24 protein-coding genes are annotated in these 26,194 nt (G+C 67.7%); 10 read left to right on the forward strand and 14 right to left on the reverse strand.

Annotated elements, in window-relative coordinates; translation table 11 throughout:
* Nucleotides 1-10 precede the first annotated feature (10 nt).
* The 3 genes from QP045_RS16165 to QP045_RS16175 all read right to left on the reverse strand — a co-directional run bounded on the left by QP045_RS16165 (nt 11) and on the right by QP045_RS16175 (nt 6,824).
* Complete coding sequence (locus tag QP045_RS16165; RefSeq protein ID WP_422516026.1) at nt 11-469, reverse strand: MaoC family dehydratase; 459 nt, start codon at nt 467-469, stop codon at nt 11-13.
* A gap of 179 nt (nt 470-648) precedes the next feature.
* Nucleotides 649-3,657: a TonB-dependent receptor plug domain-containing protein gene (locus QP045_RS16170; RefSeq protein ID WP_422516027.1), complete on the reverse strand. Its 3,009-nt coding sequence runs from the start codon at nt 3,655-3,657 to the stop codon at nt 649-651.
* Nucleotides 3,658-3,785: 128 nt separating this feature from the next.
* Entirely contained in the window at nt 3,786-6,824 is a 3,039-nt protein-coding gene (locus QP045_RS16175) for a glycosyl hydrolase family 28-related protein (protein WP_422516028.1), read from the reverse strand.
* 207 nt (nt 6,825-7,031) lie between these two features.
* On the opposite strand from QP045_RS16175, the gene QP045_RS16180 reads away from it, so the two are divergent.
* Nucleotides 7,032-7,529 (forward strand): gluconokinase, encoded by a 498-nt coding sequence (locus QP045_RS16180; protein WP_422516051.1) that lies wholly within the window; start codon nt 7,032-7,034, stop codon nt 7,527-7,529.
* Between the two features lie 5 nt (nt 7,530-7,534).
* On the opposite strand, the gene QP045_RS16185 is transcribed toward QP045_RS16180, so the two are convergent.
* Entirely contained in the window at nt 7,535-8,212 is a 678-nt protein-coding gene (locus QP045_RS16185) for a FadR/GntR family transcriptional regulator (RefSeq protein WP_422516029.1), read from the reverse strand.
* A gap of 42 nt (nt 8,213-8,254) precedes the next feature.
* On the reverse strand, nt 8,255-9,601 hold the full coding sequence (locus tag QP045_RS16190; protein ID WP_422516030.1) for a GntP family permease: 1,347 nt from the start codon (nt 9,599-9,601) through the stop codon (nt 8,255-8,257).
* A 264-nt stretch (nt 9,602-9,865) separates the two neighbouring features.
* On the opposite strand from QP045_RS16190, the gene QP045_RS16195 reads away from it, so the two are divergent.
* The 3 genes from QP045_RS16195 (at nt 9,866) to chrA (ending at nt 14,620) form a co-directional block, all read left to right on the forward strand.
* Nucleotides 9,866-10,141 carry a helix-turn-helix domain-containing protein gene (locus QP045_RS16195; protein WP_422516031.1) on the forward strand — a complete coding sequence of 92 codons (276 nt, stop codon included), beginning with the start codon at nt 9,866-9,868 and terminating at the stop codon, nt 10,139-10,141.
* 95 nt (nt 10,142-10,236) lie between these two features.
* Nucleotides 10,237-13,236, forward strand: a complete 3,000-nt coding sequence (locus QP045_RS16200; RefSeq protein ID WP_422516032.1) for a glycosyl hydrolase family 28-related protein — start codon at nt 10,237-10,239, stop codon at nt 13,234-13,236.
* Between the two features lie 193 nt (nt 13,237-13,429).
* The gene (gene chrA, locus QP045_RS16205; RefSeq protein WP_422516033.1) at nt 13,430-14,620 is read left to right on the forward strand and encodes a chromate efflux transporter; all 1,191 of its coding nucleotides are present in this window, start codon (nt 13,430-13,432) and stop codon (nt 14,618-14,620) included.
* 6 nt (nt 14,621-14,626) lie between these two features.
* Here the strand turns inward: chrA and QP045_RS16210 are convergent, their stop codons facing one another.
* From QP045_RS16210 to QP045_RS16230, 5 genes are all read right to left on the reverse strand, one after another.
* On the reverse strand, nt 14,627-15,664 hold the full coding sequence (locus QP045_RS16210) for an SMP-30/gluconolactonase/LRE family protein (protein ID WP_422516034.1): 1,038 nt from the start codon (nt 15,662-15,664) through the stop codon (nt 14,627-14,629).
* A gap of 2 nt (nt 15,665-15,666) precedes the next feature.
* The gene (locus QP045_RS16215; protein WP_422516035.1) at nt 15,667-16,860 is read right to left on the reverse strand and encodes an acetyl-CoA C-acyltransferase; all 1,194 of its coding nucleotides are present in this window, start codon (nt 16,858-16,860) and stop codon (nt 15,667-15,669) included.
* A 70-nt stretch (nt 16,861-16,930) separates the two neighbouring features.
* Nucleotides 16,931-18,181 (reverse strand): spinster family MFS transporter, encoded by a 1,251-nt coding sequence (locus QP045_RS16220; protein WP_422516036.1) that lies wholly within the window; start codon nt 18,179-18,181, stop codon nt 16,931-16,933.
* Between the two features lie 4 nt (nt 18,182-18,185).
* A complete protein-coding gene (locus QP045_RS16225) occupies nt 18,186-18,707 on the reverse strand; it encodes a YceD family protein (protein ID WP_422516037.1) in 522 nt (173 codons plus the stop codon).
* Nucleotides 18,704-19,210 carry a ubiquinol-cytochrome C chaperone family protein gene (locus QP045_RS16230; RefSeq protein WP_422516038.1) on the reverse strand — a complete coding sequence of 169 codons (507 nt, stop codon included), beginning with the start codon at nt 19,208-19,210 and terminating at the stop codon, nt 18,704-18,706. Before QP045_RS16230 ends, QP045_RS16225 begins: the two co-directional genes overlap by 4 nt.
* Before the next feature lie 117 nt (nt 19,211-19,327).
* On the opposite strand from QP045_RS16230, the gene QP045_RS16235 reads away from it, so the two are divergent.
* The 6 genes from QP045_RS16235 (at nt 19,328) to QP045_RS16260 (ending at nt 23,878) form a co-directional block, all read left to right on the forward strand.
* The gene (locus QP045_RS16235) at nt 19,328-19,816 is read left to right on the forward strand and encodes an outer membrane protein assembly factor BamE (protein ID WP_422516039.1); all 489 of its coding nucleotides are present in this window, start codon (nt 19,328-19,330) and stop codon (nt 19,814-19,816) included.
* 120 nt (nt 19,817-19,936) lie between these two features.
* Nucleotides 19,937-20,407: an RcnB family protein gene (locus QP045_RS16240; protein WP_422516040.1), complete on the forward strand. Its 471-nt coding sequence runs from the start codon at nt 19,937-19,939 to the stop codon at nt 20,405-20,407.
* Nucleotides 20,408-20,615: 208 nt separating this feature from the next.
* Nucleotides 20,616-21,281 (forward strand): glycosyltransferase, encoded by a 666-nt coding sequence (locus tag QP045_RS16245; protein WP_422516041.1) that lies wholly within the window; start codon nt 20,616-20,618, stop codon nt 21,279-21,281.
* 192 nt (nt 21,282-21,473) lie between these two features.
* Complete coding sequence (locus tag QP045_RS16250) at nt 21,474-22,073, forward strand: hypothetical protein (protein WP_422516042.1); 600 nt, start codon at nt 21,474-21,476, stop codon at nt 22,071-22,073.
* Nucleotides 22,073-23,197 (forward strand): hypothetical protein, encoded by a 1,125-nt coding sequence (locus QP045_RS16255; protein WP_422516043.1) that lies wholly within the window; start codon nt 22,073-22,075, stop codon nt 23,195-23,197. Before QP045_RS16250 ends, QP045_RS16255 begins: the two co-directional genes overlap by 1 nt.
* A gap of 87 nt (nt 23,198-23,284) precedes the next feature.
* Nucleotides 23,285-23,878, forward strand: a complete 594-nt coding sequence (locus QP045_RS16260) for a hypothetical protein (protein ID WP_422516044.1) — start codon at nt 23,285-23,287, stop codon at nt 23,876-23,878.
* Nucleotides 23,879-24,184: 306 nt separating this feature from the next.
* Here the strand turns inward: QP045_RS16260 and QP045_RS16265 are convergent, their stop codons facing one another.
* From QP045_RS16265 to QP045_RS16280, 4 genes are all read right to left on the reverse strand, one after another.
* Nucleotides 24,185-24,613, reverse strand: a complete 429-nt coding sequence (locus QP045_RS16265; RefSeq protein WP_422516045.1) for a hypothetical protein — start codon at nt 24,611-24,613, stop codon at nt 24,185-24,187.
* Complete coding sequence (locus QP045_RS16270; protein WP_422516046.1) at nt 24,610-25,164, reverse strand: glycoside hydrolase family 108 protein; 555 nt, start codon at nt 25,162-25,164, stop codon at nt 24,610-24,612. The genes QP045_RS16265 and QP045_RS16270 overlap by 4 nt, the downstream gene beginning before the upstream one ends.
* Before the next feature lie 135 nt (nt 25,165-25,299).
* Nucleotides 25,300-25,665, reverse strand: a complete 366-nt coding sequence (locus tag QP045_RS16275; protein WP_422516047.1) for a hypothetical protein — start codon at nt 25,663-25,665, stop codon at nt 25,300-25,302.
* Nucleotides 25,665-26,111 carry a hypothetical protein gene (locus tag QP045_RS16280; RefSeq protein ID WP_422516048.1) on the reverse strand — a complete coding sequence of 149 codons (447 nt, stop codon included), beginning with the start codon at nt 26,109-26,111 and terminating at the stop codon, nt 25,665-25,667. Before QP045_RS16280 ends, QP045_RS16275 begins: the two co-directional genes overlap by 1 nt.
* Between the last annotated feature and the right edge of the window lie 83 nt (nt 26,112-26,194).

Here is a 26,194-nt window from a genome sequence, read left to right on the forward strand (position 1 = left end):
CCCGGCCGCGTCACCCCGCCGGTCGGGCGAACATCTGCACCAGGTTGGTGTAGCGCATCACCGTGCGGCCGTGCTGGTTGGTGACGGTCACGCCGATGCGCACCACCCCGCGATCGGGCTTGCTGCGCGACGGCGTGATTTCCAGGATCTCGCGCCGGGCGCGCAGCACGTCGCCCGGGCGGACCGCCTCTTCCCAGCGCAGTTCGTCGATCTGCAGGCCCAGCAGGGGCGCGGCGCCGAACGGACTGGTTTCGACATAGTCGCGCATCACCAGCGCGGCGACATGCCATCCGCTCGCGATGATGCCGCCGAAGCGACCGGCCGCGGCGGCGGCAGGGTCGGTGTGCATCGGCTGCGGATCATAGTCCCGGGCAAAGGCGATCACCGCGTCCTGGGTGATCGGGATCGGTGCGCCTTCCCACGCCTCCCCCACCGACAGCTCCTCCAGGTAGCGCGCCGGCGTGTCCATGGCCTCTCCCCGTCCGTTGGCGGCGGCGGATGCCGCGCCGTCCGCTGCTAGCCCCGACGCGGGGGGCCGGGCAAGGGAGGCGGAACCGGCGGCAGGGCGGTGCCTTGCCCCCAAAAAAATCGGCGGCTTGCGGTAGGGGTTCCGCAAGCCGCCGTTGGCGCGGGGTGCCGCGCGTCCGGTTAGAACCGCATGCGCACGCCGGCGCGATAGATGCGGCCCAGGGTGTCATAGAGCGCCGGGTTCACGTCGAGACCGGTGTTGGTCTGCGGCGCGGGGGCCGGATCATGGTCGAACAGATTGTCGACCTTGACGAAGGCGGTGACCTGCTCGGTCACGTCGTACGAACCGCCGACGTCCACGTAGAAGGCGCCCTTCATGCGGTTGCGGTCGATCGTCGGGTGGTTGCCGGTCGAGACCGGGCAGCTGTCGATGCACTCGACATACTGGTTGCCGAACGTGCCGTCCGAGAACCAGCGCTCCTGCACCGTCAGGGTGAGCTTGTCGTTCTGGTAGGTCTGGATCGCCAGCCACTTCCAGTCCGGGATCGCCCCGATGTTGACGCCGGCGTTGTCGACCTTGTCGACGCCCGCGATGCCCGCATCGACGATGAACTTGCGGACGTGCGTGCCCAGCGCGCGAAGCGTCAGGTTACCCGGGATGCCCAGCGGCTGTGCCCATTGGTAGCTGGCCTCGATGTCGAACCCGCTCGTCTTCCACGAGGCGAGGTTGAACGGCTGGACGTTGACGAAGTTGCCGCCCTGGATCGGGCTGTTCAGCTCGAACCCGCCGCAGAACGCCTGGTTTCCTTCAAAGCAGAACCGCACGATCTGGTCGGGCGACAGGCTGGAGACGACCTTGTCGAGCTTGATGTTGTAATAGTCGAACGAGAAGCTGAAGCCCGGCAGCCAGTCGGGGCGCGCCAGCACGAAGCCGACTTCGGTGTTCCGGGCGATTTCCGGCCGCAGGTTGGGGTTGCCGATCGTGTTCTGGAACACCTGCACCGCCCGGCCGCTGAACGGATCGGTGAAGTTCGGCAGCGTGGTGACCGTCGGTGCCGCGAACAGTTCCGACAGGTTCGGCGCGCGCACGTCGCGCGAGGTGACGGCGCGCAGGCGCATGCCCTGCAGCGGCGTGTCCCAGGTGCCGCCGACCTTCCATGCCCAGACGGTGCCAGAGGTGCTGTAGTGGGTGCCACGGCCGGCCGCGTTCAGGTTCGCGCGGCCGATCGACGTGCTGTCGAACAGCGGCACGTTGACCTCCAGGAACCCTTCATAGACGTCGTACTTGCCGCGGCCGTTCTTGTAGTTGCCGGCCGCCCAGTTGCTGCCGAGCGGTGCGTTGAGCAGCGGATCGGCGGGATAGTCGGTGCTGTACGGGCTGATCGCCGAGACACCGGCACCGTACGGGTCCGCGCGGACGCGGTAGAATTCCCGGCGGTATTCGCCGCCGAACGCGACTGCGAGCGGCCCTGCCCAAAGCTCGAACGGCTCGCCCGAGAAGTTGAGGCTGGCGACGTCCTGGGTCAGCTTGGTGCGCTGGAACGGTCCGTTCGCGGGCATGACATATTCGAGCGCCGAGTCCGAAGGCGTCGCACCGCCGAAGATGTTGATCGGCTGGCAGCCCAGCGAGCGTGCGACCGGATCGGCGCACACGACGGCGCCGTTCAGCGTGATCGCGTTGGCCGCGGCGACATAGCGGTTCTGCAGGACGGTATTGTCGACATCGATGTCCGACTTGGTGATGCCATGCTCGTAATAGCCATCATAGTTCCAGTCGGAACCGGCCAGTTCGAACTTGCCCTTCAGGCCGGCGACGAAGCGATACTGGCGCCGGTCGGTATGGACCTTGGGGTTGCGGAAGTTCGCATTGCTGCTGCCGAAGTTGAACTGGGTGATGCCGGCCGCGGCGCAGCGGTCGCGGATCAGCTGCGGCAGGAACGCATTGGCGCACTGAACCGTCAGGTTCGGGCGGTTATAGCCCGGGCTCGGCTGGTTGGACGTCTTCACCTGGGCGATATTGGCGGTCACGTAGAACTCGTTGTTCTCCGCGAAGTCAAAGCCGATCCGGCTGAACCCGTTGATGCGCTCCAGCGCGGACTTGAGCGAGGCACCCGAGCCCGGCGCACCGGAGAGGTCGCCGCCCACGCAGAAGCTGTTGCCCGAAAAGCAGTTGCTGACCTGGCCATTGCCCAGCGGCACGCCGTTCGAGCCATAGTCGAAATTATACGGCACGCCGTTCGCGTCGAAGGCAATGCCCTGCAGCGGGCCGTTGTTGATCAGGCCGTAGCGGGCATATTGATAGGGCTGCGCATAGTCGCGGTAGTTGAACTGCGGCTGGCCGGCAGCGGTGCGGCCGGTGTTGAGCAGCGTGGTCGCCTTGTACCAGTTGCGGCCCCCGGCCAGGTCGGTGCCATAATTGCCCGGACCGACGCCGTCCTCATGGTCATATTCGCCGCTGAAGATCACGTGCAGGCGATTGTCGAGCAGCGCCGTGCCATAGGCGGCCTGGACGAGCGCCTGGGCATCGTCGCCATATTTGGTGATGCCGCCCTGGATATTGGCCTTGAAGCCCTCAAAGCGAGTGTCGGTGATGAAGTTGATCACACCGCCAACCGCGTCCGAACCATAGGAGGCCGACGCACCGCCCGTCACGACGTCGACGCGCTTGATCAGCAGCTGCGGGAACATGCTGATGTCGGGAACGCCGGTCACGTTCGCGCCGACGACGCGCTGGCCGTCGAGCAGCGTCAGCGTGCGGATCGTGCCCAGGCCGCGCAACGAGAAGGAGCTCAGCCCCTGCGTGCCGCTGGAGGTGCTGAACGTGCCGGTGGCGGCGCCGGTCGAGCCCTGCAGCGACGGCAGCTGCGCGACGGCGTTGAAGATGTTGGGCTGGGCGTTCTGCTGAAGCTGCTCTTCGCCGATCACGGTCGTCGGGGTCGGCGCGGCAAAGCCGGTGGTGATGCGCGTGCCGGTGACGACGACTTCGCCCGGGGCCGCGTCGGGCTGGGCGGCGGTCGAACCGGTGATGCCGGAGTCGCCCGGAGTCGCGGTCGTGTCGGTCTGGTCCTGCGGTTCGGCCGGCGGGGTCGACTGCTGCGCGAACGCCGGTGCCGCTGCCAGCGCGGCCGCGAGCACGATCAAGCTGGTAGCGTTATCAAGAAAGCGCGTAGTCCGATTCCGCTCGCGCATTGCCTTCCCCATCATCCATCCCCTTGGTGTCGGCGCGCGCCATTGATCGGCAGTCGCGTCCTATCGAGGCCATTCTACCGGATCCGCGCTCCGCAGCATCTACGACCAAAGTCGAAGTGCCCGGAATGTCACGGTCTGGCGGCGAAAAGTGCGTGGTGCGCGAGGATGAACAGCGTGCGGCCATCGGGCCCGCCGAACACCAGCTGGAGCGGCCGCTGGGGCACGTCGATGCGGCCCTGCTCGCTGCCGTCCGGGCCATAGACGAACACCTGCCCGTTCGCGACATAGACGCGCCCGTCCGGCCCCACCGCGACGCTCTCGCCGCCGCGCGGCGCGAACGGCTTGAGGTCCGTCACCGAACCGCCGACGCCCAACAGGCCGCTGTAGGTGCGGTCCTCGGACCCGTTGGCGACATAGATGCGCGACCCCACCGTGCCGTTCACGAATCCATAGGTGTCGAGCGTGTCGGAGAAGCGCCAGCCGATGTGGTTCGCCGGCCCCTGCTGCCACACGCGAAACGCGGGCAGCACCAGGCTGCCGTCGGGCGAGCGATATTCCAGCGGCTTGGGCAGGGCGACGTCGCGCGCGAACATCTCGGCCAGGGTCGTGAAATGATCCTTGGCCGGATCATATTGGTCGCGGAACTCGCCGTTGTTCCAGAAGCTCGCCGGCAGCGCCACGCGGGCGCCGGGCGTGCTGCCGGCCGGCACAGGCGATATCACGCGGACGTCGTGCGGCGCGGCCGGGTCGATGCTGTACACCGTCGCCGCCGGTCCTGCCGACGACAGCACCATCAGCTTGCCCGAACGATCGACCGCGAGGTTAACTGGATCGAGCGGCGCATCGGCGACCGTCGTTAGCCCTTCCCGCTCCGACCAGCCGTGGATGCGGTGGAAATTGCGGTCGACGAAATAGAGCTTGCCCGTCGCATCCACCGCGCCCCCGCCTAGCGAATAGAAACCGTCCGCCAGCATCCGCACCGGCGCGAGCGCGGGGGTGGCGGCCGGCACCGGCGCGTCGGTGACGTCGAGGACGGCGAACTCGCGCTCCCGCACCGCCAGCCCCCGGGTCACGTCGACGATCGAATTCTCGTACGGATATTTGCTCGCGCGCAGATAGGTGCCGCAGCCATTGGCGTCGCAGGTGGCAAAGCCGCTCTCGGCATTCACATGGACGTTGCGAAAACGGATGTTGGTCGACCGCTCCAGCGTCACCGCCGCCGGCGCCGGCTGGAGCGAGCGCGTCACCCGATAGGCGTGGAGATTGGCGAACAGCAGGTCGCTGGAATTGCGTACCTCCAGCGCCACCGCGTCGCGGCTTTCGCCGGCTTCCTCTTCGGTCTGCGGCGCCAGGAACTCCCAGTTGCGGACCCGGTCGAGCACGATTTCGGCGCGGCGGTGATGCTCGGCCGACATCTGGTAGACATAGCCCGGCGTGCTGGTGTCGGAGACATAGAGCCCGGCATGGGCATAGGTGTTGGGCGTCCACAGCCCGTTGAATGTGCCGCCGCCGCCGTCCGTCACCCACAGGCTGGCGAACTGGCCGTCCCAGCGCTTCTTCGGATCGGCATCGGCGGTGTGGTCGGCATTATAGGGATCGAAGCGGCTGCCATCCGCGAGGAAGGTGCCGTGGCCGCCCTGGAACTTGACGTCGTCGACCAGCGAAGCCTCGCCCGCGCGCCACAAGAGCGCGGTCGCGCGCGGGTTGGTCCCGCCCGTGAACAGGCCCAGGCCAGAGACGATCGCGTTGCCCCCCCGCGCGCTTTCGATCAGCCCGCGCGGGCTGCCGACGCCACGAAACGCGGCACTGTCCTCGGCCAGGACGATCTGGGTCAGGCTGGGGTGCAGGCCGATCAGCACGCTGTCGGGCCGGAGCTTGAGCGTATCGGACACCCGATAGAAGCCGGCCGGGAAGTACAGCACCTTGCGGCTGTCGATCGCGCGCTGAAGCGCGGCGGTATCGTCGGTCGCATTGTCGCCCCGCACGCCCAGGTCGCGGACGTTCACCCAGTTGCTGACCGGCGGCAGCGCCCGGATCGCGGGATCGCGCGGGCGTACGGAGGCCGACAGCGGCACCGCGTCCATCCGCGTCGCGAAGCTGCCGGTGGTGCCCAGCCCGGGCAGCGTCAGCCCATAGGTGAACTCGCGCACCCGATAGCGGTTGCCCGATCCGCCGACCGTCCGGCCGCTGTCGCGGAACTGCGCGAACACGGGCGTTCCCGTCGCCACCGCATTGTCGAAGCCGATCTGGGTATAGGCATTGCCCTCGTTGCTGATGATGACGCCCGCGCGGGAGACATTCTCGAACCGGACGTCCTTGCCCCACAGCCAGTCGCCATAGCCCCGGTCGATCTCGATCCCGACGGGCACGTTGCGGAACTGCGTGTTGACCAGCGTCAGCCCCGCCTCATGCTCGCGGATGGCGGCATCGCGCTGCCCCTCGAAGCTGGAATCGAGCAGCGTGTAGGGCCAGGCCGGCGACGGCTTTTCCGTCAGGATGCCATAGCGGCCGCCGAAGAAGCGCAGGTCCTGGCCGATGTTGCCGACCTGGTAGATGCCGGCGAGCGCGGACCCCAGGTGAAAGTCGATGTGGCTCAGGAACGCGTGCTGCGCGGTGTGGAACCGCACCGCCGTCGCCGCCGGATTGCCCTCGCCGATGTCGAAGTCGACGTTGGTCATCGCCGAATAGAAGGTGCCGGAATTGGCGTCGCCGATCCGCGAGTTGAACGGCACGCTGGTGGGCGGCGGCACCGCCACCGGGCGATCGTCCGCGCTGCCCGTCGGCCGATTGCCGGTAAAGAAGATCATGCTGCCGACGCCCGTCTGGAACCCGGGCGTGTTGGGCGCCAGCACGAAGACGGGGCGCGTGCGCCCGACGCCGAACACGCGGACGCCCGGCCACACAAAAAGGGTGCGGGTGATGCGGTAGCGGCCGGAGGGGAGGAAGACGAGGCCGCCGCCGCCCTTGCCCGCCGCCGCGTCCAGCGCCTGCTGGATGGCCGCGCCGTCGTCCGTCACCCCGTCCCCCCTGGCGACAACGGTCACCGCCCGCGGATCGGCGGGCGCGGTCGCATAGGCCGAGGTCGACTTGGGCGCGGCGAGCGCGGGCAAGGCAGTGCCGGAGAGCAGCAGCGCCAGGGACCAGAGGGAAGTGGTGCTGGCTTTCATGATCGGTCCCCTGCTCGCATCCTGCGTATGCGGGCATGGATAGATACCGCCACACGCGCTTGGCCACTGCGACCAAGGTCGCAATGGCCAAGCCGCTGCCCAGCCTCGATACCCGCCGATCAAGACCATGGTCGACCGATCGCAGTTGTGGAGTACGCGGTGCAGGCAGAACGGCAAGCGATCGACCGGCCCCGCGCCATCGTGGTGATGGGGGTGAGCGGCAGCGGCAAGACGACCCTGTCGACGCGGCTCGGGGGACAGCTCGGCTGCCCGGTGCTGGAGGGCGATGCCTTTCATTCGGTCGCCTCCGTCGCCAAGATGAAGGCGGGCCATCCACTGACGGACGAGGATCGCTGGCCCTGGCTAGACCGGCTCGGCCACGCGATCGGAGAGGCCGCCGCGACCACCGGGCTGGCGGTCGCCGCCTGTTCCGCGCTCAAGCGCGCCTATCGTGAACGGCTGGCGGCGGCATCCGCGGTGCCGCTCGATTTCGTGCTGCTCGACACCGCCCGTGACGAGATCGCGCGTCGGATGGCCAGTCGCAGCGGCCATTACATGCCGCCCAGTCTGCTCGACAGCCAGCTTGCGACCCTGGAGCGGCCGGGCCCGGAGGAACGCGCGCTAACGCTCGACGCCGCCTGTCCGCCCGATACGCTGTCTGCGCAGGTGACCGCCTGGCTGGCAGTCGCACCCGCCTCCGGCTGAACCGCCTAGGGCATCAGCCGCTTGCGGCCCTGCGACAGGTGCCAGCGCATGGCGAGCGCCGCGCCGTCCGCATCCTGCGCCCGGATCGCGTCGACGATGGCGTCGTGCTCGTCCATCATCGCGCCGATCACCTCGGGCGGACGTGACCGCGAAATCTCGACCCCCGCGCGCAGGATCTGCATCACCGCGTCCTGCAGATGGTCGAACACCGGCAGGAAGGCGGCATTGCCCGTCGCCTCGGCAATGCTGCGGTGGAGCGCCCAATCCTCGTCATGCGCAGTCGCGTTCGACAGCAGCGCGCTGCGCAACGCGCTCAGCGCATGCTCGATCTCCTCCATCTGCCGGTGCGACCGGCGCACGGCCGCCAGCCGCGCCGCCTCCGCCTCCAGCACGAACCGCACCTCATAGGTGCCAAGCGTAGCGGCCAGCGCATCCATCGGCATGTGCGAGCCCAGCCGTTCGGACGGCCGGCGCTTCACATAGGAGCCGGCACCCCTCCGCGCCTCGGTAATCCCGTCCGATGCGAGCCGGGCAAGCGCCTCGCGCACGATCGTGCGCGACATGCCGAACTGGCTGGCGAGCCGCGCCTCCGACGGCAGCCGGTCGCCGCTCACCAGCCCCTGGTCGTTGATGATCCGGACGATGTCCGTGTACGCGCGGTCCGCCAGCCGTCCTTCGCTCACCAGCGCTCTCCCATCCAGCGCGCGCGCAGCCCGTTCCTGCCGTCAGACGACATAGCTGAGCGCGAGAACCATCAAGAGCCCGACCACCGAGATCGCCGTCTCCAGCATCGACCAGGTGCGGAAGGTGTCGGCGGTGCTCGTACCGACATAGCTCTTCACCAGCCAGAAGCCGGGGTCGTTCACATGGCTGAAGAACACCGACCCGGCGCCCACCGCCAGCACCACCAGCTCTGGCGAGACGCCAGAGCCGGCGACCACGCCCGGCATGATGCCGACCGCCGTGATCGTCGCCACGGTGGCCGATCCGGCGGCCAGCCGGATGCCGACCGCGACCAGCCAGCCCAGCAGCAGCGGCGAGATCGAATACATCAGCACGATGCGCGCGAGCAGGTCCGAAAGGCCTGCGGTCACCAGCACCTGCTTGAGCGCGCCGCCCGCGCCGATTGCCAGCAGGATCGCGCCCGCCGCCGCCATCGTCTCGTGCCATACCGCGTTCTGGATCGGCTCTTCGGTCAGCCGCCGCCCGAACAGCAGCGGCAGCGCCAGCAGGTTGGCGACGAGCAGGGCGATGACCGGGTTGCTGGCCGCCGCCAGCGCCGCCGCACCGCGCAGGCCGGGCACCATCTGGCCCAGCTCGCCGATTGCGATCAGCGCGACGGGCAGCAGCACGATGAACAGCGCGCTGCCCCGGCCCGGCGTCGCGATCGAAAGCTTGTGGTCGGTCAGCACCGGCGCCTCCAGCCGCACGCCGCGCGCGGTGAACTTGGCCAGCACCGGCCCCGCGAGGATCGCGGTCGGGATCGCGATCAGGATGCCGTAGAGCATCGTCAGGCCCAGGTTCGCGCCCAGCGCCTCGACCGCCAGCAGCGGCCCGGGATGCGGCGGCACCAGCGCATGCACCACCCCCAGGCCGGCGAGCGCCGGCATGATGAGGCGCAGCTTCGCGGCGTCGCGCTCCGGCCCGTCCTCGCCGGTCATCGATTCGGCGGCCGCCACCACGATCGGCAGCAGCAGCACAAGGCCGGTTTCGAAGAACAGCGGCAGGCCGATGACGATCGCGATGCCCAGCGTCGCCCAGGGCGCTGCCCGTGCACCGGTAAGCTGCAGCGCGCCCCGCGCCAGCGTCGCGGCCGCGCCCGACAGGTGCAGCATGGCGCCGAGCGAAAGGCCCAGCGCCACTACCAGGCCGGTGCCGCCGATGATGTCGCCCACGCCCTTCTGGACCGCCTTGGCCGTATCCGACAGCGGCAGGCCGGCGAGCATGCCGACCGTGAAGGCACCGCACAGCAGGCCGATGAAGGGATGCAATCGTCCGCGGACGATCATCAGCACCGCAAGCAGAATTCCCGCGAGCGCCGCGCCGATCAGCCGGATGTCGTCGCCGGTCATTTCCGGCGGCCTTCTACGCGCGTGCGATCGTCCAGCGGGTTCGTCATCCACATCCTCCCCAAGTCCGCGGCCTCTTGGCCTTCGCCTACATCTGTAGGACAGGTTTTTACCCGTCAGCAATAAAAAAGGCTTGATTGCGAGTAAAGCGAAGGATCATAGTTGAAACCTGTCCAACCGAATCCGAACCACGGAAGATTGGACAAAGACTTCGCCTGGTGCACACGCCCCTGGCGAGCAGCGGCCACTAGGCCGATCAGGAGGAGGATGACGATGGGAGGGACTTCCGAACACGCTCGCCATTCCGAACTGCCTGCGGGACCCGCGATCGAGTCCCGCCTGGCACAATTGACCCCTGCGCAGATCAAGGTTCTGCGCGGCGTTCATTCGGGATTGCTCAACAAGCAGATCGCCTTCGATCTCGGCATCGCCGAGGCGACGGTGAAAGCACATATGACCGCGCTCATGCGCAAGTTGAACGTGCGCAACCGCACGCAGGTGGCGATCGCAGCCCAGGCGCTGAACCACCACCACGTTTCCTGACACCAGGAGAAATCGAAGCGTTGGAAAAATGCCGGGACGGCGGTCCGCCCCGGCAAAATGGTAACGATAACAAAAATTATTGGGGGAGATGAAGGATGAAGGCGAATTGGCTGCTCGGCGCGGCGGCATTGATGCTGCCCGCCCCTTTGCTGGCACAGTCGACATCCGTCTACCTCACGGCGCCGGACGAGCCGCGCGCGATCACGGTCAAGGGCGTGGGCGACGGGCGCGCCGACGACAGCGCCGCCATCCAGCAGGCGATCGACGCCGCCGCCGCAAGCGGCCAGGGCGGCGTCGTCTTCCTCCCCTCCGGCCGCTACCGGATCAGCCGCACCATCTTCGTGAAGTCGGCGGTGCGCGTGTTCGGCGTCGGGCCGACGCGGCCCGAGATCATCCTGGCCGACAACACCCCGGGCTATGGATCGGGCGTGGGGGCGATGATCGCCTTTACCGGGGAGGACCAGTATCGCGTCGGCAAGGCGCCGGTGCCGCCGCGCACGAGCGTGCCGTTCGACCCCAATGTCTGGGATGCGACGTCGAGCACCTTCTATTCCGCGCTTTCCAATGTGAACTTCCGCATCGGCGCGGGCAATTCCGGCGCGGTCGCGGTGCGCTTCCGCGTCGCCCAGCACGGCTATCTGCGCCACATCGACTTCCACATCGGATCGGGCCTCGCCGGCGTCTATCAGGCCGGCAACGAGTTCGAGAACCTGCGCTTCTTCGGCGGCCGCTATGGCATCATGTCCGAAAAGACCTCGCCCGCCTGGCAGTTCACGCTGATCGATTCCGAGTTCCAGGGCCAGCGCGACGCCGCCATCCGCGAGCATGAAGTCGACCTGACCCTCGTCAACGTCGCCATCCGCGACACGCCGATCGGCATCGAGATCAACCGCGGCAATTCCGATTCGCTGTTCGGCAAGCAGGTCCGGTTCGAGAATGTATCGAACGCGGCCGTGCTCATCTCTGCCGAGGACAACGTCTTCACCCAGGTCGGCTTTGCGGACGCGGTGGCGATCAACACGCCGACCTTCGCGCGCTTCCGCGACAGCGGAAAGACGGTGGCGGGCTCCGGCACCCGCTACCGGGTCAAGGACTTCTCCTACGGCCTCAAGCTCGCCGGGCTGGGCACCGTCGGCGACTATGCGACCGATGTGGAGATGGCGCCGCTCGGCCGCACGCCGGCGCGCCCGGCCGCCAAGATCCGCGCCCTCCCGCCGGTCTCGCAATGGGTCAACGTCCGCGACCTGGGGGTGAAGGGCGACGACGAGACCGACGATACCGCCGCGCTCCAGCGGGCGATCGACACCCATCGCGTGCTCTACATGCCGATGGGCCGCTATCGCGTCACCGACACCATCCGGCTGCGGCCCGACAGCGTGCTCATCGCGCTCCACCCCAGCCTCACCCACCTCTATCTGCCGGACGAGACGCCCGCCTACATGGGCGTCGGCGGGCCCAAGGCGCTGATCGAGAGCGCGAAGGGCGGCAACGCCATCGTCCATGGCCTGGGCCTGTGGACCGGCGGCGTGAACCCGCGCGCGACCGGGCTGCTGTGGCGCGCGGGCGAGGCGTCGGAGGTCAACGACGTCAAGATCCAGGGCGGCGGCGGCACCATGCTGACCAAGGGCAGCGCGATCCGCTTCGGCGATCCGCGCGCGCGCTTCGACGGGCAATATCCCAGCATCTGGGTGACGGACGGCGGCGGCGGCACCTTTGCCGCGCTGTGGTCGCCCAACACCCTGGCCTCGGCAGGCTTCTACGTCTCCGACACCAAGACGCCGGGCCATGTCTACCAGCTGTCGGCCGAGCATCATTACCGGGCCGAGATCGTGCTCAAGAACGTCGAGAACTGGGAGTTCCTCGCGCCCCAGACCGAGCAGGAGGTGCAGGACGGCGTCAACGCGGTCTCCACCGAGTTCCACAATTCGCGCAACATCCTGTTCGCCAACTACCACGGCTATCGCGTCACCCGCTCGATCAAGCCGATGGATGCGGCGGTGAAGCTCTATAATTCGGGCGAGATCCGCTTCCGCAACCTGCATGTGAACGGCGAAAGCGGCTTTGCCAGCTGCGATACCAAGGGCTGCGGCACGTTCCTGCGCGCCAGCAAGTTCCCGTTCGAAAACGCGATCAAGGACATGACGCGCCAGCAGGAAGTGCGCGAGCGCGAGTTCGCGCGGCTCGACCTGCCGCCCGCGCCCACGGCGGCGGCGACCCGGTCGGGCGTGCCGGTCTCGCCCGGTGTCGAAAAGCTCGCCGACGGTTTCTACTCGATCGCCGGCGGCGCGGTGGATGCCAGGGGCAAGCTCTACTTCATCGACCGCTTCTTCCAGCGCATCCACGGCTGGTCGAAGCCGGAGGGGCTGACGATCGTCGCCGACGCCCCGCTCGACGCGGTGAACCTGGCGGTCGATCGCTCCGGCGACCTGATGGTGCTCTCCTCGGCCGGCCGGGACGGCACGGTCTACAGCATCGATCCGGCCAAGCCCGCCGATGTCCGCGTGATCGCTCCCACCCCGGCGAAGGCGCGCACCGGCGCCGCGACGCTGCTGCCGGTCAATGTGTGGGAGAACGGCGAGTTCGCGGACCGGATCGACCCCGCGACCTATGAATATCCCGGCATTGCCGACCTGTTCGTCGCCAAGATGGCCCAGGCAAAGCCGCAGGAATATGTCTCTCCGGACGGATCGTTGGTGCTGCCGGCGTTCCGCGTCTGGAACCAGGGGCCGGACGATCATCGCGGCTGGCGCTGGTCGGACACGCTCGACGCCTATGGGCTGGTCGCGTCCGACGGAAACGGCCGCGTCGTCCTGACCAACGCGTCGGAGAACCGGACCTATAGCGGCATCGTCGGGGAGGCCGGGAAGGTCACCGACCTGAAGATCGTCGCCGATCGTGGCGGCGAGAGCGTCGCCCGCGACGACGCCGGCAACCTCTATGTCGCGAACGGGCAGGTGTTCGTCTACGGCCCGGATTCGCAGCTGCAGCGCCGGATCGACGTTCCGGAACGCCCCCTTCAGCTGCTGATCGGCGGGCCAGACCGGCGGACGCTCTACATCCTCACCCACCACAGCCTCTACGCCAGCCCGCTCTAGGGCGGCGTCGCCCGCGACCGGCTTCCACGGCGAAGCCGGTCGCGCCCGTGGCAGCGCCCACACCCAAGCGCCCATTGTGCGAACGGCCCGATCCTGCCTAGACTTGCGCCACGGGCTTTTCGCGGACGCCCGTTCAGACGGATGTCGTCCAAGTCCGCTCCATGGGTCGCGCCCGGCGACCAGGAGCCGATCGATGAACACCCCAGCCGACAACGTGCCCGACATCAGCCTTCCCGCCCTGTTCGCCAAGTTCCTGCGCTTCGGCATGCTGGCGTTCGGCGGGCCCGTCGCGCAGATCGCGATGATCCGCCACGCGCTCGTCGACGAGGAAGGCTGGATCACGAGCAGCCGCTTCAACCGGTTACTGGCGGTGATGCAGGTGCTGCCCGGCCCGGAAGCGCACGAACTGTGCGTCCACATGGGCATGGTCGCGCGCGGGCGCCTCGGCGGGATACTGGCGGGGCTCGGCTTCATGCTGCCGGGCTTCGTGCTGATGCTGTTGTGCGGCTGGGCCTATGCCGCCTTCATCGCCGGCAGCGTCTTGCTGGCGGGCGTGCTGCTGGGCGTGCAGGCGGCGGTCCTCGCGATCATCCTGCGCGCGGTGCACCGGATCGGCTCGCATATCCTCGTCGACTCGACGCTCGCGGGTCTCGCGGTCCTCGGGCTCATCGGCACTTTGGCCGGCATACCCTTCTGGGTGCTGCTGGTCGCCGCCGGCGCCGCCTATGCCGGGTTTCGGCGGCCGGCGGCGATCTGGGGATCGGTGCTCCTCGTGGCGCTCGCCGCCTGGGTCGTCACCCGCACGCCGGACGCGTCGACGGCGGTCGCGCTTGCCCGCGCCGGCACGCCGGCCACGATCCTCGCGCTCTTCGTGGCCGGGCTGAAGGGCGGCCTGCTGACCTTTGGCGGCGCCTATACCGCGATCCCCTATGTGCGCGCGGACACGGTCGGGCGCGGCTGGATCTCCGACGGCGCCTTCCTCGATGGCGTCGCGATCGCCGGGCTGTTGCCGGCGCCGCTGGTGATCTTTGCGACCTTCGCGGGCTATCTCGCGGGCGGATGGGGCGGTGCGCTCGCGATCACGGCCGGCATTTTCCTGCCGGCCTTCGCCTTCTCGCTCCTCTTTTTCGAACGACTGGAGGCGGTGGTCGACAACCCCCTCCTCCACCGCCTGCTCGACGGCGTCGCCGCGATGGTGGTGGGCATCATCGCCGCGACCTTCGTGGAGCTCGGCGCCAGCACGCTTGCGCGCGCGCCCCAGCCGCTTGCCATCGCCGGGATCTTCGTCGTGGCGGCGCTCGCGAGCTGGCGGCTGAAGGGCCGCTGGCTCCCGTTCGCGCTCGTCACCTTCGGCGGCGTCGCCGGCTGGCTCGCCTTTTCCTGACGCTGCCTAGGCGGCTCGCCTGGGCTTCAGCGAGATCCGCGCGATGTCGTGGTTGGAGGTCATGTAGAGCGCCGCCCCGCCCTCGCCGATCGTGCAGTTCGAGATGACGTCGCCGGTCTGGATCAGCCCCAGCCGCTCGCCTTCGGGGCTCAGCACATGCATGCCGCCGGGGCCGCTCGCGAACAAATGCCCCTCGGCCGCGACCTTCATGCCGTCCGGCAGGCCCTGGCCGCCCGCGGCCAGGTCGGCTGCGAAGTCGACCAGCACGCGCTTGGCGGTCGGCATGCCGCGCGCGTCGAGCGTATAGACGACCAGCACCGGCCCCTTGGGGTCCGATACCGCGACATAGAGCGTGCTTTCGTCCGGAGAAAGCGCGATGCCGTTGGGCCGGGTGAGGCTGCGGTCGACCACCGCCAGCTGCCCGTCCGCGCCCAGCCGATAGACGCCGCAGAAGTCGAGTTCGCGCAGCGGCGAATTGCCGTCGCCCGCCAGGCCATAGGGCGGATCGGTGAAGTAGATCGCGCCGTCGCTGGCGCAGATCACGTCGTTGGGGCTGTTGAAGCGCTTGCCCTCGAACCGGTCGACCACCACCGTCTTCTTGGCGGTGGCGAAATCGAGCCGGGCGACCGTGCGGCTGCCGCTGTCCGCGATCAGCAGCCGACCGCGCCCGTCGAGCGCGAGGCCGTTGGCACCCGCCTCGCGGATCGACGGCGGGATCGGCCCGGCCAGGCCCGACGGCTCAAGGAACAGGTCGAAGCCCTGCTCGCGCCGCCACCGCCAGATGCGGTTGGCCGGCACGTCGGAGAACAACAGCATGCCGCCGCCGCGCGGCACCCACAGCGGCCCTTCGGACCAGGTATAGCCACCACCCAGCGTCTCGACGGGGCCACTCGCGTCCAGGATCGCGTCGAGCTTGGGCGACAGGCGGCGGATGCCGCGCGGCTTGCCGCCAGCCGCCCCCGCAGCCGCCCCCGCGCTCGACGCGATCGGCAGCGCAGCGGCCGCCCCCAGCACTTCCCGTCGGCGCATCGGCAGTCCCCCCATGGTCACTTCCCCATCCGTTCGACGGCCATCGCCGTCGCTTCCCCACCGCCGATACACAGTGCCGCGACGCCGCGCCGCTTGCCGCTCTGCTCCAGCGCCGACAGCAGCGTGGCGAGCACCCGCGCGCCCGAGGCGCCGATCGGGTGGCCAAGCGCGGTCGCGCCGCCGTGGACGTTCAGCCGGTCGTGCGGAATGCCCAGGTCCTGCATCGCGATCATGGCGACACAGGCAAAGGCCTCGTTGATCTCGAACAGGTCGACATCGTCCACCGACCAGCCCGCCTTGTCGAGCACGCGCTGCACGGCGCCTACCGGAGCGGTGGTGAACTGCGCGGGTGCGCGGGCATGGGCGGCGTGGGCGACGATGCGGGCGACGGGGGTCAGCCCGCGCGCCTCGGCCACCGACGCGCGCGCCAGCACCAGCGCCGCCGCCCCGTCCGAGATCGACGAGGCGTTGGCGGCGGTGATCGTGCCTTCCTTGGCGAACGCGGCCTTCAGCGTGGGGATGCGGGCGACATCGCCCTTTGCCGGCTGCTCGTCCCGGGTGACGGTGGTGGTGCCCTTGCGCCCGACCACCTCGACGGGGACGATCTCCCGCTCGAACGCGCCCGAGGTCTGCGCCGCCTGTGCGCGCGTCAGCGATTCGATGGCGAAGGCGTCCTGCGTCTCGCGGGTGAACTGATATTCGCGGGCGCTGTCCTCGGCAAAGGTGCCCATCGCGCGGCCGGGCTCATAGGCGTCTTCCAGCCCGTCGAGCATCATGTGGTCATAGACCGTGTCATGGCCGATGCGCGCGCCGGCACGGTGCTTGGCCATCAGATAGGGCGCGTTGGACATGCTCTCCATGCCGCCCGCGACGATCATGTCGCACGATCCGGCGGCGATCGCGTCGGCGGCCATCATCGCCGCCTTCATGCCCGATCCGCACATCTTGTTGACCGTGGTCGCCTCGACCGATTCGGGGAGGCCCGCATAGAGCGCCGCCTGCCGCGCGGGCGCCTGGCCGAGGCCGGCCGACAGCACGCAGCCCATATAGGCGCGCTCGATGTCTTCGGGGGCGACGCCGGCGCGCTTGACGGCGGCGCGGATAGCGGTGGCGCCCAGCCGGGTGGCGGGCACGGCCGCAAGCGCTCCCTGGAACCCGCCCATCGGCGTGCGGGCATAGGAAAGGATCACGGTCGGGTCGGCGGCGGTCATGGCGTTGCTCTCCTGCACCGGCGTCGTTGCGCCGGCGGATCCGATATAGGGTGCGCCTTCGCCGCTGTCGCTATTCCTCGACCCAGTCCTGCGGCAGGACGCGCGCCGCCGCCGCCATCAGGACGCCCGCGATCAGGTAGAACACCAGCGTCCCCAGCATCGCATAGCGCAGCGCCTCGTCGCCCAGCTGCGGGGTCAGCGCCTTCGACAGCGCGCCCACCAACCACGATCCCAGCCCCAGCCCGATCAGGTTGTTGATCAGCAGGAAGCACGCGCTCGCGGTGCTGCGCATGGCGCTCGGCACCAGCTGCTGCACCGCCGTCAGCAGCGGGCCCGGCCACGCATAGACCAGCGCCTGCGGCACCACGAACAGCGCCAGCGCCGCCTGCCACGATCCCGACAGCATCGCCGCCGCCATCAACGGCACCCCCGCGACATAGGCAATCGCCGGCACCAGCGCATAGGCGCGCCGCGTCCGCCGGCCCCAGCGATCGGCGATCATCCCGCCCAGCAGGATGCCCGCGACGCCCCCGGTCAGCAGCAGCGCGCCGACGAACCGCCCGGTCTCGGCCAGGTCCAGCCCGAAGCTGCGCATCATCAGGCTGGGCAGCCAGAAGGCGATGCCATAGCCCGCCGTCGATCCCGCAGCCCCGCCCAGCGACAACAGCCAGAAGGCGGGCTTGCGCGCCAGCATCCCGAACACCGGCCGCATGGTGCCGCGCTCGGCGGGCGCGGCCCGCGGCGGATCGCGCACCAGCAGCCGGAACACGGGCGCGGTGAGCAGCCCCGCCACCCCCATCACCATGAACGCCGTGCGCCATTCGATCGCCGCCGCGATCGCGCCGCCCAGCAGCACGCCGACGGCCGAGCCGATCGGGATGCCCAGCCCATAGATCGCCAGCGCCCGCGCCCGCTTTCCCGGCGGAAAGGTGTCGGCGATCAGCGCATAGGAAGGCGCCACGCCCCCCGCCTCGCCCACGCCCACGCCCACCCGGAACAGGAACATCTGCGCAAAGCCCTGCGCCGTCCCGCACAGCGCGGTGAACCCGCTCCACACCGCCAGGCTGATCGTGATGACCCAGCTGCGGCTGGTCCGGTCCGCCAGCATCGCGATCGGAATCGCCATCGTGCAATAGAGCGTCGCAAAGGCGAGCCCGCCCAACAGGCCCAGCTGCGAATCCGACAGTCCCAGGTCCGCCTTCACCGGCATCGCCAGGATGCTCAGGATCTGCCGGTCGAGAAAGTTGAAGCTGTAGACGAGCAGCAGCATCGCCAGCACCACCCGGGGCCGGCGCGCACCGCCGCCTGCGACCGCGGTCATGCCGCTACTTCAGCTTGTCCTTGAGCGCGGCAAAGGCCGAATAGGGCTGCACCTCGTCCTCGCGCAGCACGCCCGCCTCGCGCAGGATCGCGTCGGCATTGGGCGCGCGCGGGAACGGGTCGAGCGCCAGCGCCAGCGTCTCGGCCGCCGCCTCGCCCAGGTCGATCGCGCTGCCTTCAAAGAACATGGTGTCGCATTCCTCGGGCGACAGCTCGAGCTCGTCGCCCTCGGGCGTACCCTCGGGCAGGAAGCGCAGCGCAAAGCGCTCCTCGATGGTCTCGGGCACCGGCTCGCCGGTCGCGACACAGGCCTGCACCACCGCCCCGCGCAAGGTGCCGCGCGCGGCCACGCCCGCGGCCTCCTGGTGCAGGGTGAAGTCGGCGGCCAGGCTGTCGATCGCGATCAGGCGGAATCGCCTGGCCAGCGCCGCGCGCTCGTCGGCGGTCGCCTCGACCTGCACCTGCGACTCGCCCGCGCCGATGCGGTCGAGCCGCTGCGGACGGCTGAATTCGGGGGTGGCAGTCATTCGGGAAGCCTTCCAGCAAGCAGGGTTTGGATCGGGGTGTCCTCCAGCGCCCGGTGCAGCGACTCGAGCGCCGCGGCGGCATGGGCGAGCGGCGCCGCCCCGGGATCCTCCCCGCGATAGAGGTTGCGCAGCAGCGCCGGGGCGAGCGTGCCGGTGGCCAGCCCCTCGCGGTACGCGCCCAGCCGCCCGCCCAGCATCGCCATCATCCGGCCGATGTGCTTGCCGACGACGACGTCGCCGATGCCCGACTGGCGCAGCTGCCCGTCCATGTCGTCGACGAAGCGCTCTGCGATCCGCACCGCGGGCAGCGCGCCCTCGGCCGTATCCTCCAGCCGCAGCAGCACCATCGATATCACCGCCGCCAGCATGTCGAAGCGGCCGTCGGTGGTATCGGGCACCGCGCCCTCGACATACCAGTGCGGCTGGCGAGCGCGCGCGACCACCGCGTCGTACAGCGGTGCCAGCGGATCGGGGGGCGAGCGGAACAGGTCCAGGAGGCGCATGGCAGCTTTCGAAAGACGGTAGGAAACGGAGGGCGGCCTTGTCGCGCACCGCCGGCCCGCATATTGAGGCGATCGGCGCGCGATGCAATCGCCCGCCGGGTTTGCTGGAGGAAGTCGATGAAGCTGTTTGCGCACCACGGCATTGCCGTTGCCGCCGTGGCGCTGGCCGCGCTGAGCCTGGGAGGCTGCACGCGCGTGCGCAGCCACCAGGGCTATGTGATCGACGCCGACCTGGTGAACGCGGTCCAGCCGGGCGTGGACAACCGCGAATCGGTCGCCACCACGCTGGGCCACCCGACCTTCACCGGCCAGTTCGGCGGCGGCAATACCGAATGGTATTACCTCTCGCGCGACAGCCGCAACCTGGCCTTCCACAACCCGAACCCGGTTGACCAGACGACGATCCGCATCCGCTTCGACCAGAACGGCACCGTCCAGGCGGTCGACCGCACCGGCATCGACCAGGTCGCGTCGGTCAGCCCGTCGAAGAAGAAGACGCCCACGCTCGGCCGCAACAAGAGCTTCTTCCAGGATCTGTTCGGCAACATCGGCACGGTCGGCGCTGCCGGCATGGGCGGCCCGGGCGGCGGCAACCCGAACCAATAATTCTGCCGGGGGCTGCCCGCCCGCAGCTTTCGTTTCGCTGACAATTCGGTTTGCGCGCCGTTCAGCGAGCCGCTGCTACCTCCTCGATCATCGGGCAGTTCCCGGTGAAGAGGAGGTTTCATGCGTACCCTGATCCTTGCAGCCCTTGCCGCGACGACCGCCTTGTCCGGCATCGCCCTTCCCGTCGCGGCAAGCGCCCAGCCGCGCCCCGAGTATCGCGATCACCGCGACGACCGCCGCTACGACAACCGCCGGCACGAAGCGCAGCGCCATCACGCCCGCCCTGCTCCCCGCGCCTATCCGCGCGATCACCGCTGGGGCCGCAACGACTGGCGCGCCTATCGCCAGGAAAACCGTCGCCTCTATGCGCGCGGCGGTTGGCAGGCACCGTTCGGCTATTCCGGCTTCCGCGCAGGCGCCCGCATCGCCCCCAATTATTACGGCCCGCGCTACGTGATCGCCGACCCGTGGCGCTATCGCCTGCCGCCGGTTCGTCCCGGCCAGCGCTGGGTCCGCCATTATGACGATGTGGTCCTGGTCGACACCCGTCGCGGCCGCGTAATCGACGTCATCCGCGGCTTCTACTGGTAACGACCAAATGCTACCCGGCCGGGGAGTTGCTCCCCGGCCGCTTCCCATTCCCCAGTTCCGAGACTTGATCGGCCAAACACTACGACCCCTTACCCCATCCTAAAAAATACTTAGGCAGGACTTGCCTGATCTTGTAATTACGACATAGTTAACCATCCGAATTGGGGGATTCGTTTTGGGGGGACTATGGCTCGGCGCGCTGGATAGCGTGCTGCACGAAGTCGTGCTGTTCGCGGCATTCGGCTTCCTGATCGGCGGTGCCGATGATCTCGCGACCGACATCGTCCATTTCGCGCGCCGCTTCCGGCGGTATCCCGCAGTCTGGCAAAGCCGCCCGACCGGGCCCTACCGGCCGGGTCGACTGGCCGTGTTCGTGCCCGCCTGGGACGAATCGGCCGTGATCGGGCTGATGCTCCGCACTGCCCTCGCCCGCTTCGACCATCCCGACTATCGCATCTATGCGGGTGCCTATCCCAATGATCCCGGCACCATCGCCGCCATCCGCGCCGTTGCGGCGGAGGATGCGCGCGTCCGGCTGGTCGTTTGCCCGCGCCCCGGCCCCACCACCAAGGCCGATTGCCTGAACGCCTTGTGGCACGCGCTGCTTGCCGACCAGCGGGGGGAAGGCTCTGCGTTCAAGGGCGTCGTCCTCCACGATGCCGAGGATCTGGTTCACCCCGAAGAGCTGCAGCTGCTCGACCAGGGGCTCGACCATGCCACCAACGTCCAGCTGCCGGTGCTGCCGCTCGCCGATCCGCGCTCGCGCTGGATTTCAGGCCATTACATCGACGAGTTTGCGGAAACGAAGTGTGCGTTACCGCACTTCCGCTCAAGTGCGCGCTCGGCTGCAGGCGGAGCTTTCATGCCGACGTAAGATGTGTTCGTTTGACCATAACCCGGGAGCCCGTCCGTCCCATTTCTGGAACCATCTTCTGCGGATGCAGGAACATCCAACTTGCCCTATTCGGCGGAGCAGCAACTATAGGCATTCCTCCACGCGGCGAGGAGGACCTGACGAGAAAGCCAATTCATAGTGCAGAACCACGAGTACGCCCTTTTAGGCGGCATGAACCGAGCCAAGGTGGGCCAATACTTGAGCCTCGCCGCCGCAGGCGTTTCGGCGGTCGTTATGCTCATTGTACTGACGCTGTGGGACGTGGCCACTGCCTTTGGGCTTAATGCCAACATTCCGCCCGCAGTGATCTCCCTTGCCGGAGCTGGCACCATATTCACCATCCTCTACTGGTTTCTGGACAAACACGCATGGCGGTGGGCGCCAGTTGGCGGTTGGCTCAAAGCTCCGGATCTGAGCGGAGTCTGGTCGTGCCACGGCACTTCCCTAAAGCCTGATGGATCTGTGGACCGGGATTGGACCGGCACTGTCACGATCGTGCAGAGCTGGGAGCGCATCCGCGTCCGCATGAAGACGGATCACTCGGGCTCCAACAGCATAGCCGCAGCCTTAGTGTGCGACGAAGCAGATGGCTTCCGGCTGTTATACAACTATCGGAACGATCCAAAGGCAGGCCAGCCTGACCTGCAAAGCCATCGAGGCTTTGCAGAGCTCGTCTTCTCGCACGATCGCGCCAGCGCGGAAGGCGAGTACTTCAACGGCCAGGGCCGATTCACGTTCGGGAAGATGCGACTGACAAAGGAGTCTGCCTGATGCCTCTGGATATCAACTCACGCTTGGAAAGTCTGCGTGCTCGGCGCCGGGGTGTGGATGCTGTCAACAACGGCCGAATAACAGCCGATTTCGCTTCCGATATCCTTCGCAAGAGCGTCGTCCAGGAGTCTTGGCAGCGCCGCGCGTCCAATCAACCGCATACCCGTTATGCGCTCGGAGCAATGCAGGCAGTCGACGCCGATTACACCCAGAAGAGCAAGGACGAGGCAAGAAGAGTCGAGAATCAGCTTCGAAACGGACTTGGCATTTCCTTCGAAACGCGCCTTCAAGGATCAGTTCCGCTCGATATACATATTCGCGGCGTCAGCGATGTTGATCTTTTAGTGCTAAGGACCGACTTTTTTACGTACAACCCGTACGGGGCGCGAGCAGCCTACTATACGCCGAGCACTCTGACGTCCTTGGGAGCACTGACTCATTTGCGTAATGAGTGCGAAGATCTCCTGAAGCGCCGCTATTGGGGCGCCAAGGTCGACTGTGCCGGCGGCAAGTGCATTAGCTTATCAGGTGGCGCCTTCGAAAGGCCAGTTGATGTTGTCCCCGCGCACTGGAATAATACTGCAGCTTACCAAGCTCTAAACCAAGAGCATGATCGAGGTGTAACGATCCTCGACAAAAAGGTGCCGACCACCGTCGACAACCTCCCCTTCACTCACATGAAACGCGTTCACGATCGTGACGTGGAATACTATGGGGGACTCAAAAAGGCTATTCGCTTGGTAAAGAACGTCAAGAATGATGCCGCGAATAGCTCCTCTGCCGCGAAGCTGTCGAGCTTCGATGTAGCCGGCCTTCTTTACCATGCCGATCCGACGCCCCTTAGGGCCGGTGGTGTGAACGAACTGTACATATTACGTGAGGCGCAGCGCTTCTTCGATTGGTGCTATCGCAACAAAGACGAAGCGGGGCGGCTTCAGACGCCAGATGGCTCGCGAGCTGTACTCAACAGCTCGGAGAAGCATTCCGCCGTTCTCAGTATATCGGCAGAACTGGATGACCTCGCTAAACAAGTTGCGGTCGAGCAAGGGCTCACGAGCACGAACCTCAACTGGAACTCTATTTACTACACGCTTGGAAACGCTCGCGTTCCGGCCGCCGCATAGGTGAGCCAAGGACGCTTTTGTGGCGTGAGGTTATCGGCCGCACGCTTGCACGTTACTGATAGCTAACTGGGTGGAGGAAAACCCCGAATGCTGAGTGCCGAAGCTCAACGCATTATCTCGGATAAGCCTGACGCATGGGAATACCGTCTGACGGTGGAAGTGTTGCAGACCGAGATGGCTCCAACAATTCAAAGGTGGGATGCTCTTAAGCGAGGCCTGTACTCGAAGCCGACATCGCGCATCGCGGAGGACGCTTCACTTGCATGGCTGAAGGACCGGCTGGATGAAGTGACGAGCCTTACGGGTTCATTCAGCGCTCTCGCCAACGAGGAGTTTGCTAAAGCATGGGGGGAACCGGGGCAGCCCGGTGATGCGGCTGCGATCGTCTCCACCAGCAAGTTGTTCGCTGAAATGTGCGCTGGAGCACTCGCGTGGGAAGAGCGAGTCCGCTTCACCATACTTGACGATGTGTTCGACCCGACCCGTCGCCTCTTCATCGGGATCGCAGGGACCTTTATCGGCGAGGCTGTCAAACTGCCGTCTTTCATCAAGAGCATCTTGGACGATGAGGACAGCCGCGGAACACAGACGCTGGACATGGCGCTCACCTGCCCTGATGGTTGGTTAGAGCAAGTTGAAGCCTCCCTCCAGGAGGCGGCCGAGCGGCTCGCGCTCAGGTAGGCCCCCACGAGTTCCGGCAGGACTCTCGCTTGTCGGGAGTATCAAGCACTTAGCGTGGCTAACTTGCCGGAAACCACTGACGGAGTTCTGCGGCATACCGAAGGCTTTGGCTAACCGCTCGGCAGCCAAATGCCCGCCCGGGAGGGGCGCCGAGTCGCGGACGAGCGGGGAAACTCGGCGCAGCCGAAGTGGCTCAGCAAAGCCTACCGCGGCCACGCCTCCACCAGCAGCCGCCGCCTCGCCTCGCACGCGGCCAGGTCGAAGCGCCCGTCGCGGATCGTGCCGTCGTCGTCAGCAGCGGTGGCGCTACCGTCCGCCTGCCGGCGCTGTGGTGTCGGGACGCACGGCTCCAGCGCCGCCCGCGGCGGCTTCGGCAAGCTCGGCATCAAGGGCATCGACCGCGCGCACCCGGTCAGCATCGCGGCACAGCACGCGGCCAGCATCAGTCTGCGCATATTCCCTCACGGTGTTGGTGGATCGGACAATGATCGGCTGGCGCGCAGCCAGACCGTCGGCATAGTTGGTTGCCGCCTGAGCGAGGTTGGTGGCGTAGCGCCGCTCTGCCTCCAGCCGGGCTTTCTCCGCATCGTCGAGCGCAGCCGACCATGCGGAGCGCTCAGCGCGCAGCGTGGCGGTGCGGTCGGCGAGCGTCGCCCGTGTGGCGAGCAGCGCCGCCGCGAGCGCCAGCATCGGCAGCGCCCACCAGAAGCGGCGCAGCAACGCTAGGGCGGTCACGCCTCCCGCACCTGGCGTGCGATCCAGCCGTAGAGGAACGCCTCCTGCGACTTGTTCGCCTCCGCGATCTCGGCGTAGCGGCCGGTCCGGAAGGAGCGGACAAGCCACAGCAGCACCGCCCTCCCCTCAGCATTGCTTCGCTGCCGCAGGTAGGCGTCGAGCGCTGCCAGCGTGAGCGGCCCGATACCGCCGTCGACCGCCACGTCGGGGTAGGTGCGCGCCTCGCTGTTGAGCAGGTTGAGCGCACGCTGCAGGAACTTGCCCGCCTGCGCCGGCCCCATGTTCACCCCAGCGTCGAACAGCTCGGCGGCGAGATCCTCGTCGCGGGTCGCGACCTTGTCGAAGCCGGGAGCGGTCCAGTACCGCTGGCGGTAGATCTCCGCCGCCGTGGCGCGCGGAAGCGATCGCATGTCGCCGCGATAGCCATAGGCACGCGCGACCTGTTCGGTGATCCCCCAGTTGGTGGGGCCGCCACGATCGGCAGGGTGGTTCACATACCCGCCCTCACGCGCGATCACCTCGGCAACCAGCTGATCAGCCGTCTTTGCCATGACTCTTCCTTTCATCGGTAACGTGGGTGACATTCTCGGGAAACACAGCGGGGGCATTCAGCCTCTGAGCGCACAACCCCCGTCGCGCTTGCGCCCCGGCCCCTGGAGCCCAACGCCATGAGCCGGGGCGGCCCGTCACTTTCGGGGATTGAAGAACCCCTCGATCGCGCCGCGCACCCGTTCGGAGAACTGGGAGGCGATGAACTCGAGCAGCCCCAGCCCGAGGAACCCGGCCGACGCGCCGGCACCCAGCGCGCGGAATGGCGTCAGCTCGCGCTCGGACGAGAATGCGATCATGGCGAGCGCGAACAGCACGGTAACAGCGAAGTTCGCCCGGCTGGGGACACGCTCCTCCCCCTCACGGCGCACCGACTGCGCGATGTACCGGCCCAGCACGACGCCAGCGACGCCGAAGAGCGCCGGCACGATCGGGATGTTGAGGCCAAGCAGTGCGACTGCGGCCGGCCCCACGGCCGCAGCGACCACGTTCTGCCCGGCCATCAGACAAACGGGGCCGAGATCAGGGCGAGCCCGAGAATGATGAGGACGATCATGGTGTCGTGGCGGAACTGGATGCGCGTGCGATGCTCGTCGGACGTCGGCCGGCGCGTCAGCTGGTCGATCATGCGCGGACGTTCCTTGTCGATGACGAAGGCGGCGAGCAGCAAGCCGGCGACGAGGATCACGCCCCGCGCAGACGCGAGGAAAGTGACGATCCGCTCGGCCATTCCCGCGTCGCCGATGCCGAACATCAGGAACACTCCGGCCGGGCTGACGACCGCCAGCAGCGGGACGATCAGCGCGACCTTGATCCAGCGGTAGACGTTCACCGGATGCCACAGGCCACAGCCGCGATCGTGGAAGATCTGCGCCCCTGCCCTGAGTGTCATCGACAGGGGTAGGAAGGTGCCCACGAGCACCGCGAACATTCCCCAAAGTGGGTTCATGGGAACTCTCCCTGCCCGGAGCGCGCCGGGCTTCGCTTCATCTCGGGAGGGGGCGCCTCAGAGGGCGGTGATCCCGCGCAACG

The organism is Sphingomonas sp. 3-13AW (genome assembly GCF_049311085.1).
Lineage (GTDB): Bacteria > Pseudomonadota > Alphaproteobacteria > Sphingomonadales > Sphingomonadaceae > Sphingomonas.